Origin of the sequence: Pseudonocardia sp. P1 (assembly GCF_000178675.2) — a bacterium.
GTDB lineage: Bacteria > Actinomycetota > Actinomycetes > Mycobacteriales > Pseudonocardiaceae > Pseudonocardia.
Genome location: NZ_ADUJ02000001.1, coordinates 4,270,241 through 4,283,200 on the forward strand (window position 1 = coordinate 4,270,241; position 12,960 = coordinate 4,283,200).

At 73.9% G+C, this 12,960-nt stretch carries 10 protein-coding genes; 7 read left to right on the top strand and 3 right to left on the bottom strand.

Features of this window, described 5'->3' with window-relative positions; all coding sequences use genetic code 11:
* Window positions 1-33 precede the first annotated feature (33 nt).
* Window positions 34-2,982: an Hsp70 family protein gene (locus PP1_RS19585; RefSeq protein WP_075314752.1), complete on the top strand. Its 2,949-nt coding sequence runs from the start codon at window positions 34-36 to the stop codon at window positions 2,980-2,982.
* Between the two features lie 10 nt (window positions 2,983-2,992).
* Here PP1_RS19585 and PP1_RS19590 read toward each other — a convergent pair whose 3' ends face one another.
* From PP1_RS19590 to PP1_RS19600, 3 genes are all read right to left on the bottom strand, one after another.
* Complete coding sequence (locus PP1_RS19590) at window positions 2,993-3,277, bottom strand: MoaD/ThiS family protein (protein WP_010234420.1); 285 nt, start codon at window positions 3,275-3,277, stop codon at window positions 2,993-2,995.
* A gap of 2 nt (window positions 3,278-3,279) precedes the next feature.
* Window positions 3,280-4,338, bottom strand: a complete 1,059-nt coding sequence (moaA, locus tag PP1_RS19595; protein WP_010234417.1) for a GTP 3',8-cyclase MoaA — start codon at window positions 4,336-4,338, stop codon at window positions 3,280-3,282.
* A gap of 155 nt (window positions 4,339-4,493) precedes the next feature.
* Complete coding sequence (locus tag PP1_RS19600) at window positions 4,494-5,708, bottom strand: acyl-CoA dehydrogenase family protein (protein ID WP_010234414.1); 1,215 nt, start codon at window positions 5,706-5,708, stop codon at window positions 4,494-4,496.
* Between the two features lie 108 nt (window positions 5,709-5,816).
* Here PP1_RS19600 and PP1_RS19605 point away from each other — a divergent pair, with 108 nt between their 5' ends.
* The 6 genes from PP1_RS19605 (at window position 5,817) to PP1_RS19630 (ending at window position 12,911) form a co-directional block, all read left to right on the top strand.
* A complete protein-coding gene (locus PP1_RS19605; RefSeq protein WP_010234411.1) occupies window positions 5,817-6,221 on the top strand; it encodes a TOBE domain-containing protein in 405 nt (134 codons plus the stop codon).
* The gene (locus tag PP1_RS19610) at window positions 6,218-7,075 is read left to right on the top strand and encodes an ABC transporter permease (protein ID WP_010234408.1); all 858 of its coding nucleotides are present in this window, start codon (window positions 6,218-6,220) and stop codon (window positions 7,073-7,075) included. Before PP1_RS19605 ends, PP1_RS19610 begins: the two co-directional genes overlap by 4 nt.
* Complete coding sequence (locus PP1_RS19615) at window positions 7,072-8,163, top strand: sulfate/molybdate ABC transporter ATP-binding protein (RefSeq protein WP_075314750.1); 1,092 nt, start codon at window positions 7,072-7,074, stop codon at window positions 8,161-8,163. The genes PP1_RS19610 and PP1_RS19615 overlap by 4 nt, the downstream gene beginning before the upstream one ends.
* A 136-nt stretch (window positions 8,164-8,299) precedes the next feature.
* Window positions 8,300-9,487 carry a S8 family peptidase gene (locus tag PP1_RS19620; RefSeq protein WP_010224445.1) on the top strand — a complete coding sequence of 396 codons (1,188 nt, stop codon included), beginning with the start codon at window positions 8,300-8,302 and terminating at the stop codon, window positions 9,485-9,487.
* Window positions 9,488-9,519: 32 nt separating this feature from the next.
* Window positions 9,520-11,148: a phospholipase D-like domain-containing protein gene (locus PP1_RS19625; RefSeq protein ID WP_010224444.1), complete on the top strand. Its 1,629-nt coding sequence runs from the start codon at window positions 9,520-9,522 to the stop codon at window positions 11,146-11,148.
* 92 nt (window positions 11,149-11,240) lie between these two features.
* Complete coding sequence (locus PP1_RS19630; RefSeq protein WP_050802190.1) at window positions 11,241-12,911, top strand: AMP-binding protein; 1,671 nt, start codon at window positions 11,241-11,243, stop codon at window positions 12,909-12,911.
* Window positions 12,912-12,960 lie beyond the last annotated feature (49 nt).

A 12,960-nucleotide genomic window follows, 5' to 3' on the forward strand; every position in this document is an offset into this window, starting at 1 on the left:
CGAGTGTCACGGGTCGGAACGGGAGGTGCGACGGTGTCCTACTGCCTGGGGGTCGACCTCGGCACGACGTTCGTCGCCGCGGCTGTCGCGCACGCGTCCCAGGTGGAGATGTTCACCCTCGGGGACCGCAGTGTCGTGTCACCGGCCGCGGTGTACGCGCGCGAGGACGGCGTGCTGGTCAGCGGCGAGGCCGCGGTCCGGCGCGCCGTGAGCAGGCCGGACCGGGTCTCGCGGGAGTTCAAGCGGCGCCTCGGCGACCCGACCCCGGTGTTCCTGGGCGGGTCCGAGTTCCCGGTGTCGATGCTGCTCGGCGCGGTGCTGCGCGACGTCGTCGATCGGGTGGGCGGCACCGAGGGCGTTCCGCCCGAGCGCCTGGTGCTCACCCACCCGGCGAACTGGGGGCCGTACCGGCGGGAGCTCTTCGACGAGGTCCCGGAGTCGGCCGGGCTGCACGGCGGCCCGACGACGGTGCTGCGGGCGGTCACCGAGCCGGAGGCCGCCGCCGCGCACTACGCGGCCGCGCGCCGCCTGGCCGAGGACGACACCGTGGCCGTCTACGACCTGGGCGGCGGGACGTTCGACGCGACGGTGCTGCGCAAGAAGGGCGACGGCATCGAGATCCTCGGCACCCCGGAGGGGATCGAGCGGCTCGGCGGCGTCGACTTCGACGAGGCGATCCTGTCCTACGTCAACTACCAGTCCGGCAACGCGCTGACCGAGCTCGACCTGGGCGACCTGCAGACGTCGGTGGCGATGGCCCGGCTCCGCCAGGACTGCGTGCTGGCGAAGGAGGCGCTGTCGGTCGACACCGAGACGACGATCCCGGTGTTCCTGCCGCAGCGGCACTTCGACGTGCGGCTCACCCTGGGCGACTTCGAGGGCATGATCCGGGCCCAGGTGGAGTCGACGATCGGGGCGCTGACCCGCACCCTCCACTCGGCCGGGGTCGCGCCCGCCGAGCTCGGCTCGGTGCTCCTGGTCGGTGGTTCCTCCCGGATCCCGCTGGTCGCGCGGATGCTGTCCGAGGAGCTCGGACGGCCGATCGTGGTCGACGCACACCCCAAGTACGCCGTCGCCCTAGGCGCGGCGGAGCTCGCGCGCGGGGACCTCTCGGCGTCCGGTGCCGGTGGTGCCGCAGCCCGGGTGGAGACGGTCCCGCCGCCGGAGCGGCGGTCGGCGGCGCCGGGCGCCGTGGGTGCGGCGGGAGCCGCCGGGGCGGTGGCCGCCGCGGGAGCCGCCGGTGCCACCGTCGGCAGGAGTGCCTCGGGTGACGCGCAGGAACCCGGGGCGCAGCGTGCCGACCGCGCCGCTGCCGGGACGCAGACCTCCGCCGGGCCGGCCGGGATGCCCCGGCCCGCCGAGGGCGGTGTGCCCCGGCCCGCCGAGCACGCGGCGGGGATCCCGCGTCCCGCGGAACCCTCCGGGACGCCGGGCCTCGCGGAGTCCGCCGGATTGCCGCGTCCGGGGGAGGCGGCGGGGACACCGCGCCCGGGGGAGACCGCCGGGATGCCGCGCCCCGGGGGGACCGCGGGGATGCCGCGCCCGGGGGAGTCCGCGGGGATGCCGCGCGCGGGGGAGTCCGCGGGGATGCCGCGCCCCGCGGAGTCCGCGGGGATGCCGCGCGCCGCGGAGTCCGCGGCGGGTATGCCGCGGCCCGGCACCTGGCCGCCGCCGGCATCGGCCGCCGCGGCCCCGGCGTCGTCCACCCCGGCCGGATCCGGGCTGCCGTCCGCCGCCCCACCACCCGCGAACGGCTACGCGTACGGGACGTCCACCAACGGCTCCGGCGGACCACCCGGTACCGGTGGTCCCGTCACCGCTCCGCAGCCGGACCCGCGGGCCCCGGGTGGCGGGACGGCACCCCCACCGGGCCCGCCGACGACCGTCGGCGACCCGGCCCCGCTCCCGGAGGAGCGTCCCCGCCGCCGGAGCAGGCTCCTCGCCGTCGCGGTCGTGGCGGTGCTCGTCCTCGCCGCCGGGGCGGTCTACCTCGGCACCGGCGGGTTCGGGCTCCTGCTCGGTGACAGCACCGCGACCGAACCGGCGGCACCCGACGGCGTCGCCGTCGCGGTCCCCATCCCGACCCTCGGCGGAACCGTCCCGGCCGGGCCGACGTCGGGCTTCGTCGTGGTGTCCCCGAACGGACGGCTGGCCTACGTCGCCAACCGGGCGGCGGGCGTCGTCACGGTGATCGACACGTCGGTGAACCGGGAGATCGCCACCATCGAGGTGCCCGAGGGCCCGCCGCAGTACCTCGCGTTCGCACCGGACGGGCGGCACGTCTACGTGAGCGTGTTCGACGAGGCACGCACGATCGCCACGGTCGCCGTGCTCGACACGACCACGAACTCGGTCGTCGCGACGGTCCCGGTGCAGACCCGGCCGTTCGCGCTCGCCGTCACCCCCGACGGCAGCAAGGTCTACGTGCCCAACCACGACTCCGGGACGGTCTCGGTGATCGACACCGCGACGAACCGGGTCGCGAGCGAGATCAAGGTCGCCCCGAACCCGCACTGGGTCGCGATCACCCCGGACGGCACGCGCTTCTGGACCGCCAACCACGAGTCGAACCTGATCAGCGCGCTCGACACGTCGGACGACGCCGTCGTCGCCGAGGTGCCGGTGGAACGGAGCCCGCACAGCGTCGCCGTCAACCCGGCCCGGCCGATGGTCGCCAACGTCAACTACGACTCGGCGTCGGTGTCCTTCACCGACACCGGGAGCAACACCGTGCTCGCCACCGTGCCGGTGCGGACGAACCCGCAGGCCATCGCCTGGTCGCGGGACGGCCGGTTCGCCTACACCGCGAACGTCACCGACAACACGGTGTCGGTGATCAGCGCCGACACCTTCACGGTCACCGCGACGCTGCCCGTCGGCAACGGCCCGACCAGCATCGCGGTGCTGCCGAACGGGAAGAAGGCCTACGTCAGCAACCTCAAGGACGGGACGCTGACGATCCTGGACCTGGCGGCGGGCTGAGCCCGGCGGGTCAGCCCCCGGCGAACGGCGGCAGCACGTCGAGTGCGGCCGCCCCGCCGAGCGCCACCGACCGGTCCCGGACGGCGACCTCGTCGAGCAGGAAGCTGCACCGCTGCAGGACGTGGGCCAGTTCCGGGCCGTGCGCGGCCCGCAGCGTGGCGACGGCGTCGGCGACGGTCGCGCCGGCGGGCAGCTCGACGGTCTCCTCGGGCGTGCCGGCGGCGGCCTTGGCGGCCGCGAAGTAGCGGACCGTGAGGGTCCGGGTCGCGAGGTCCGGGGTGACGCTCGTGGTCATGCTCATCCTCCGATAGCGCTCATCGGGCGCGCGGGCTGCAGGAACCCGGGGTCGTCGATGCCGTGGCCGGCCTTCTTGCCCCACATGGCGTCGCGCCAGGTGGCGGCGATGTCGGCGTCGGACGCGCCGCCGCGCAGCATCGCCCGCAGGTCGGTCTCGCCGGTGGCGAACAGGCAGGTGCGGACCTGGCCGTCGGCGGTGAGCCGGGTCCGGTCGCAGGCGCCGCAGAACGGCCGCGTCACCGAGGCGATCACCCCGACGGTGGCGGGGCCCCCGTTGACGACGAACTTCTCGGCCGGCGCGCCCCCACGGTCCTCGTCCGACTCCGTCAGGACGAACCGCTGCTCCAGGCGCTCCAGGATCTCCTCGGCCGTGATCATCTCCGAGCGGCGCCACCCGTGCTGGGCGTCGAGCGGCATCTGCTCGATGAACCGCAGCTGGTAGCCGTGGGCCAGCGCGAACTCCAGGAGATCGGCCGCCTCGTCGTCGTTCACGCCGCGGAGCAGCACCGTGTTGATCTTGACGGGCGACAGCCCTGCGGCCTGCGCGGCGGCCATGCCGTCGAGGACGTCCTGCAGCCGGTCCCGCCGGGTGATCTCGGCGAACCGCTCCGGGCGCAGGGTGTCCAGCGAGACGTTGAGCCGGTTCACCCCGGCCGCCGCGAGCGACTCCGCGCGCCGGGCCAGCCCGATCCCGTTCGTGGTCAGCGACATGTCGGGCCGCGGCCGCAGCGACGACGCCGCGGACAACACGTTCTCCAGGCCCTTGCGCAGGAGCGGCTCGCCGCCGGTGAAGCGGAGCTCCTCGACGCCGAGCTCGTGCACGGCGACGGCGATGAGCCGGTTGAGCTCGTCGTCGGTCAGCTGCTCGTCGCGCGGCATCCAGTCGAGGCCCTCGGCGGGCATGCAGTAGGTGCAGCGCAGGTTGCAGCGGTCCGTGAGCGAGATCCGGAGATCGGTCGCCACCCGTCCGAACCCGTCGATCAGCCGCGGATCGTCGGGCCGGGCGGGGTCCCGCGACGGGCCGCCCCGCAGCGCCGGAAGTCCGAGCTCGGTGGTCATGTCCCCGAGGCTAACCGTGTCCCCCGGCGGTCGCCCAGGGCGGGTTTCCGCAGCTCAACCACATGATCCGCAGCCGCGGGAGTGGCTCTGGCCACACGCACGCAGATGCGGAACTAGTCACCGTGTACCTAGTCGAACGGGCAGGGCCGGTGCGACTACTCGGGCCGCGGGTGGGCCTTGAGTTCCTGGCGGGCCACCGAGCGGATGTGCACCTCGTCCGGGCCGTCGGCGAAGCGCAGCGCGCGGGCCCAGGCGTAGAAGTAGGCCAGCGGGGTGTCGTCGCTCATCGCCGCACCGCCGTGCACCTGCATCGCCCGGTCGATCACGGCGCAGGCCGTCCGCGGCACCACGACCTTGATCGCGGCGATCTCGGTGGCCGCGCCCTTGGCGCCGTGCTCGTCGATCAGCCACGCCGTCTTCAGCGTCAGGAGCCGGGCCTGCTCGATCTCCATCCGGGACAGCGCGATCTGCTCCCGGACGACGCCCTGGTCGGCCAGCGGCCGCCCGAACGCGACCCGGGACTGCGCCCGCTCGGTCATCAGCGACAGCGCCCGCTCGGCCATCCCGATCAGCCGCATGCAGTGGTGGATGCGCCCCGGGCCGAGCCGGGCCTGGGCGATCGCGAAGCCGCCACCCTCCTCGCCGAGCAGGTTCGACGCCGGCACCCGAACGCCGTCGAACCGCAGCTCGGAGTGGCCGTGCTGGTCCTGGTAGCCGAAGGTCGGCAGGTGCCGGACGATCTCCAGCCCGGGGGCGTCGCGCGGGACCAGGATCATCGACTGCTGGCGGTGGGTCGAGGCCTCGGGATCGGTCTTGCCCATCACGATGAAGACCCGGCAGCGCTCGTCGGCGGCGCCGGAGATCCACCACTTCCGCCCGTCGATGACGTAGTCGTCGCCGTCGCGGCGGATGCGGGTCTCGATGTTGGTGGCGTCGGAGGACGCCACGTCCGGCTCGGTCATCGCGAACGCGGACCGGATCTCGCCCGCGAGCAGCGGCTCCAGCCACTGCTCCTTCTGCTCGTCGGTGCCGAACAGGTGCAGCGTCTCCATGTTCCCGGTGTCCGGGGCCTGGCAGTTGATCGCCTCCGGGGCGATCACCGGCGACCAGCCGGAGACCTCGGCGACCGGCGCGTACTCCAGGTTCGACAGGCCGGACAGGGCGGGCAGGAACAGGTTCCACAGACCGCGCCCGCGGGCGTCGGCCTTCAGGTCCTCCACGACCGGCGGGAGGTCCCACTCCGCCGCCGTGCCGCGCCGCTCGGCGCGGAAGGCGTCGTACTCCGCCTCGGCGGGCAGGACCTTCTCGTCGAGGAAGGCGCGCATGCGCGCGGTGTAGTCGGTCGCCACGGCACTGGGTGCGAAGTCCACGCCGCGATCACATCACACGCCCCCGCGGACCGGCACGCGACGAGGGTCGGGAGTTGCGTACTCTCCCGCCGTGGCACCGCCGCAGCGGCGGACCCTAGTATCCGGTCCGTGCCGCACTTCAGGATCTCCGAGGCCGCCCGCCTGCTCGGCGTCAGCGACGACACCGTCCGCCGGTGGGTGGAAGCGGGGACGCTGCCGGTGCAGAACGACGCGTCGAACCGCAAGGTGATCGACGGCGCCGCGCTGGCCGAGTTCGCGCGTGACCACGCGTCGGCGCCGCCGGACCCGTCGGTGGTCCAGCGCTCGGCCCGCAACCGCATGGTCGGGCTCGTCACCTCGGTCATCGCCGACACCGTGATGGCCCAGGTGGAGATGCAGTGCGGGCCGCACCGCGTCGTGTCGCTGATGAGCAGCGAGGCCGTCCGTGACCTCGGGCTCGAGCCGGGCGCGCTGGCGGTGGCGGTGATCAAGTCGACGAACGTCGTGGTGGAGACACCCGGCGGGCACCTGTGACGGTGGCGGCCCCGGAGCGTCCACGCCGCCGGGAGGGCGCGGCCGACCGGCACGGCACCGGCGTCGGGCTGCCGGCGTGGATGTGGGTCCCGGCCGGCATCGGCTTCCTGCTCATCGCGCTGCCCGTCGCCGGGCTGCTGTGGGAGGCCGACTGGGCGGAGATGCCCAGCCTGCTGACCAGCACCGCCGCCCTGTCGGCGCTGCGGCTGTCGCTGGTCACGGCCGCGGTGTCGACGACGCTGTGCCTGCTGCTGGGCGGGCCGCTCGCCGTCGTCCTCGCCCGGGGCCGCATCAACCGGCTGCCCCGGCTGATGCGGGGGATCCGCTCGGTCGTGCTGCTGCCCCTGGTGCTGCCGCCGGTCGTCGGCGGTCTCTCGCTGCTGTTCCTGCTCGGGGCGAACGGCCTGGTCGGCGACGGCCTGGACGCCGCCTTCGGGATCTTCATCCCCTTCACCACGGTCGCGGTGGTGCTGGCCCAGACGTTCGTCGCGATGCCGTTCCTGATCGTCTCCCTGGAGGGAGCGCTGCGGACCGCGGGCGAGCGGTACGAGGCGACCGCCGCGACCCTCGGCGCGTCCCCGGGGCTGGCGTTCCGCCGGGTGACGGTGCCGCTGGTGCTGCCCGGGCTGGCCTCCGGGCTGGTGCTCGCCTTCGCACGGTGCATGGGCGAGTTCGGCGCGACGATCGCGTTCGCCGGCAGCCTGGAGGGCACCACCCGGACCCTGCCGCTGCTGGTCTACCTGCAGGGCGAGACCGACGTCGCCGGCGCGGTCGCGCTGTCGCTGCTGCTCGTGGTGGTGTCGCTCGTCGTGATCGTGGTCGGCCGGCCGCGCGGGATGGACGGCCGCGGATGAGCGGCGTCGAGCTCGCCGCCCGTCTGGAGCGGGACGGCTTCGCCCTCGACCTGGAGCTGAGCGTCGCCGAGGGGGAGGTCCTCGCCGTCCTCGGGCCGAACGGGGCCGGGAAGTCGACGATGCTCGGTGTCCTGTCCGGGCTCCTCCGGCCGGACAGCGGGCACCTGCGGGTCGGCGGGCGCACCCTGCTCGACACCGCGACCGGCGCGTTCGTCCCGGCGCACCGGCGGGGCGTGGGGCTGCTCGCCCAGGAGGCGCTGCTGTTCCCGCACCTGTCCGCGCTGGCCAACGTGGCCTTCGGGCCGCGGGCGCAGGGCACCCCGCGGGCCGAGGCCGACGAGCGTGCCCGTGGCCTGCTGGGCGACGTCGGCGTCGGCGAGCTCGCCGCCCGTCGCCCGGCCCAGCTCTCCGGCGGGCAGCAGCAGCGCGTCGCGCTCGCCCGCGCGCTCGCCCCGCGGCCCGGGCTGCTCCTGCTCGACGAGCCGCTCGCCGCGCTCGACGTCGACGCCACGCCCGCCATGCGGACCCTCCTCCGGCGGGTGATCGCCGACGCCAAGCAGACCGCGCTGCTGGTCACCCACGACGCGCTGGACGCCCTCGTGCTCGCCGACCAGGTGGTCGTCCTGGACCGCGGGCGGATCGTCGAGCAGGGACCGGCACGCGACGTGCTGGCCCGCCCGCGCAGCCCGTTCTCGGCCCGGATCGCCGGCCTCGACCTGGTCCCCGGCACCGCGGACGGCGACGGGATCCGCACCGCCGACGGCGTCGAGCTGTACGGCCGGGCGGTCGAGGTCGCCCACGGCGAGCCCGCCGTGGCGGTGTTCCCGCCGTCGGCGGTGTCGGTGCACGTCGACCGGCCCGACGGGAGCCCGCGCAACGTGTTCCGGGTGCGGGTGGCGGCGCTCGAACCGCGGGGCGACGCCGTGCGGCTCCGGGCCGCGGCGCCGGCCGGCGGCCCCGCCTGGACGGACGGCCTCGCCGCGGACGTCACGCCGGCCGCCGTCGCCGATCTGGGTGTCGAACCCGGTCACGACGTGTGGTTCGCCGTGAAGGCGACCGAGGTGGCGGTGCACGGCCGCCTCTCGTGACCGGTCGCAGGCCGGAGCGGGGTACCTGCGCCCCGTCCGCACCCGAAACCTCGTTCACCCCACCGGTACCGCCGTTCACCCGAGACACCATCGTGTCTCTCGCACCATCCGTCACAGGCGAATAGCGTCGCTGTCCGTGAGCCTCCTGCGTTCCAGTGCCGCCCGCTCGGTCACTGCCGGTGTCCTGGCGGTGGCTCTCGGTGTTCCCCTCGCGACCCAGGCGTCCGCCGCCGAGACCGCGCCGGGGGCGCCGACCGGCTACCTGGTGCAGACCGCCTCGGCCGGCCAGACCCGGGCCGCCGCCGAGTCGGTCGGCGCCCGGCCGAGCGTCACCTTCGACACCGTCGTGCACGGCTTCGCCGCGCAGCTCGACGCGACGCAGGCCGCCGAGCTGCGCGGACGGCCGGGCGTGGTCGGCGTCGAGGAGGACCGGACGATCAGTGCGGTCGACCCGCAGGGCACCCACCAGGACGCACCGGCCGACCCGGCGCAGGACGAGCAGGCCCCCGGCAACTGGGGTCTCGACCGGATCGACCAGCCGGACCTCCCGCTCGACGGGCGGTACCGGCACACCGCGGACGGCTCCGGTGTGGACGTGTTCGTGCTCGACACCGGTGTGGACGCGAGCCACCCGCAGTTCGGCGGCCGGGCGAAGCTGGAGACCAACACGATCGACCAGCGCAACGAGGACTGCGACGGGCACGGCACCGTCGTCGGCGGGATCGCCGCCGCGAAGGACTACGGCGTCGCGCCCGGCGCGAACGTCCGCGCCGTGAAGGTCCTGGACTGCAACGGCACCGGCACGCTGTCGTCGCTCCTGGCCGGGATCGACTGGGTCGTGCAGAACAAGCGCGGCCCGTCGGTGGCGGTCATGTCCTGGAGCTACGGCAACTCGCCGATGCTGGAGCAGGCCGTGAAGCGGATGATCGGTGCCGGGGTGTTCTCGGCGTCGTCGGCGGGCAACACCGGCGGCGACGACTGCACCGCGCTGCCCCGGGCCGTCGACGGCGTGCTCGTCGTCGCGAACTCCACCATCGAGGACCGCCGGGCCTCCAACTCCTCCACCGGGCGCTGCGTGTCGCTCTACGCGCCGGGCTCCCGGATCGTCGCCCCGGTGCCGGGCGGGGGCACCGCCTCCTACACCGGGACGTCGATGGCGGCCCCGTTCGCCGCCGGTGTCGCGGCCCTCTACAAGCAGGCCCGCGGCGACCAGCCCGCGGCGACGGTGCGGTCGTGGATGCTCGACAACGCCGTCGGAGGGAAGATCAGCGGCGGCGAGACCGGGGGCACGCCGAACCGGCTGCTGCAGACCGGCGGGCTGTGACCCACGGAGAGACCGGCGGATAGCGTCGGCCCATGCCCGGCCCGTCGCTCGACGATCTCGTCTCCCGCTACCTCGTTCCCGGGACCCCGGAGTCCCCGACGTTCCGCGAGGACACCGAGTGGCACCCGATCGTCGACGGTGTCACCTACTTCTCCGACCTGCGTGGGCTCCTGGACCGGGCAGGCGCCGGGGACTCCGTGCTGATCACCGGGCTCAACCTGGAACCGGAGATGGACCTGACCGGGCGGGAACCCGGCGACGACGGCTACGAGCCCCTCGCCGACCGGCTGGCCCGGCTCGTCGCCGCCGGTGTGGACGTCCGCGTGCTGCTGACCGGGGCCCTGTTCTCCGGCTCGGTGCCGGGGGTGGCGATCGGGCCGTTCCGGGCGAACGCGTTCGCCGCGCTGGAGCTGCGGCGCCGCCCGGAGCTGCGCGGCCGTGTGCTGCTGGACTGGTCCGGTTCCGGGATCGGCTGCCACCACCAGAAGATCGTGCTGGCACACGTGGGCGGGGAGCTGACCGCCTTCGTCGGCGGGCTCGACCTGTCGGCGAACCGGTTCGACGCCGAGCCGCACGACCGGCTCTCGATCGGTGCGGAGCGGTGGGGCTGGCACGACGGCGCCGTCCGGCTCCGCGGTCCGGCCGCGGCCCGGGTCTGGGAGGTCTACCGGGCCCGCTGGACCGAGGCGGTGACGCTCCCGCCGCGCAGGTTCATGGTGAACCCGGTCGACTGGGAGCCGATCAACCCCGAGCCGGTCGCGCCGCTCCTCCCGCCGTCGCCGCCGGCGCCGCCGCGCGACGAGCCGGGTACCGCGGTGCAGGTGCTCCGCTCGTTCCGGCCGTGGAAGATCGACCACTTCGGGATGCTCCACCGGCGGCACTGGACGGTGCTGCCGCGCGACGGCGTCCAGGAGGTCTTCCACGCGCTGAGCGCCGCGATCCGCGCCGCCCGGCACTACGTCTACCTGGAGGACCAGTACTTCTTCGAGGTCCCCGGCGGCCGGCGCGCGTTCCGGCTCTACGGCCTGCTCCGCGACGCCGCCGCCCGCGGGGTGAAGATCGTGCTCGTCTGCTCCGGCCGGCGGGACCCGGTGGACGCCGGCGTGAACAAGTTCCGTCGCCGGGTCACCGGCGACGTGCAGCGTGGCGTCGTCGACCAGCTGGACCCCGCCGACCGCGGCAACGTGATGATGCACCGCATCGAGGACCTCACGGTCCACACCAAACTGATGCTCGTCGACGACGTGTTCGCCGCCGTCGGGTCGGCCAACTTCTTCTCGCGGTCGATGCGCGGCACCGACACCGAGCTGAGCACCGCACTCGTCACGACCGGCGACCAGGTCCGTGACCTGCGGGTACGGCTGTGGGCCGAGCACCTGCGCACGGACCTCACCGAGGAACTGCGACCGTCGCTGGAGGACCTGGCACTGGCCCTGGGGATGTGGCGCCCGGAGTGGCTGCCGCCGGACGCACCGGCCGGCACCTGGCGGGTCCCCGGCTACCCGGCCGGGTTCGCCCCGGCCGAACGGGTGCTCGTCCCGGTCGGTCCGTGGCCCGAGCCGTCGCCGAAGCCGCTGCAGCGGGCCGCCCGCGGAGCCCGGCGCGGGGCGACGCGGGTCGCCGAGTCGGGCAGGCGGGCCGGGCGCAGGCTGTCGTCGTAGCCCTCTCCCGAGGGGGTGTTGGCACCGGCCTGCTCAAGGACGAGGATGTGTCGCAGATCGCTCTGCCGCGCACCGTCGAGGAGAACAACGTCGTGACCTCCCCCGCCGCCGGACACCCCGTCGTCCCGTCGTACGCATCCGGGATCTCGGACACACCGTTGCTCGGTGACACCATCGGCGACAACTTCGACCGCACCGCCGCCGCGTTCGGTGACAACGACGCGCTGGTCGAGGTGGCCACCGGGCGTCGCTGGACCTACACGCAGCTGCGCGAGGACGTCGACCGGCTCGCCTACGGCCTGCTCGCCGCCGGCGTCGCGACCGGGGACCGGCTGGGCATCTGGGCCCCGAACATGGCGGAGTGGACGCTGACCCAGTACGCCACGGCGAAGCTCGGCGTCGTCCTGGTCAACATCAATCCGTCGTACCGGACGCACGAGCTGGAGTTCGTGCTGAAGCAGGCCGGGATCTCCACCCTGGTCGCGGCGCGCGAGTTCAAGACCTCGAACTACGAGAAGATGATCGCCGAGGTCCGCGGCAACTGCCCGGACCTGCTGCGCGTCGTCATCGCCGGGTCGGACGAGTGGGCGGCCCTGGCCGCCGGCGGCGCCGCCGCGGACCGGGTCCGGCTCGCCGAGATCCAGGCGTCGCTGGCCGCCGACGACCCGATCAACATCCAGTACACGTCCGGGACAACGGGGTTCCCGAAGGGCGCGACCCTGTCGCACCACAACATCCTCAACAACGGCTACTACGTCGGGAAGCTCTGCGGCTACACCGAGGCGGACCGGGTCTGCATCCCGGTGCCCTTCTACCACTGCTTCGGCATGGTCATGGGCAACCTCGGGTGCACCACCAACGGCGCGACGATGGTCATCCCGGCCCAGGGCTTCGACCCGAAGGCGACGCTGAAGGCCGTCGAGCAGGAGCGCTGCACCTCGCTCTACGGCGTCCCGACGATGTTCATCGCCGAGCTCAACGACCCGGACTTCGCGTCGTACGACCTGTCCAGCCTGCGCACCGGGATCATGGCCGGCTCGCCGTGCCCGGTCGAGGTGATGAAGCAGGTCGTCGAGCGGATGGGCATGACCGAGGTGACGATCTGCTACGGCATGACCGAGACCAGCCCGGTGTCCACCCAGACCCGCGCCGACGACTCGCTGGACCTGAGGGTCTCCACCGTGGGCCGGGTGCACCCGCACCTGGAGGTCAAGGTCGTCGACCCGGAGACCGGGAAGACCCTGCCCCGGGGCGAGGCCGGTGAGCTCTGCACCCGCGGCTACTCGGTCATGCTCGGGTACTGGGACCAGCCGGAGAAGACCGCGGAGGTGATCGACCGGGCTCGCTGGATGCACACCGGGGACATCGCCGTCATGGACGACGAGGGCTACGTCAACATCACCGGCCGGATCAAGGACATGGTCATCCGGGGTGGGGAGAACGTGTACCCGCGCGAGATCGAGGAGTTCCTCTACACCCACCCCGACGTGCTCGACGCGCAGGTCATCGGGGTCCCCGACGCCCGCTACGGCGAGGAGCTCTGCGCCTGGGTGGTCCTCCGCGAGGGTGCGGCGGCGATGACCCCGGAGTCCCTGAAGGAGTTCGCGACCGGACGGCTGGCGCACTACAAGATCCCGCGCTACGTCCTGGTCGTCGACGAGTTCCCGATGACGGTCACCGGCAAGGTCCGCAAGGTCGAGATGCGCGAGAAGTCGGTCGGCCTGCTCGATCTCGGTGAGGCGGCGGGCCCCCGAAACGCCTGACCCCGGCACTTACCACGCGGTACGATGAGGCGACGCGTCCGGAAGCCAC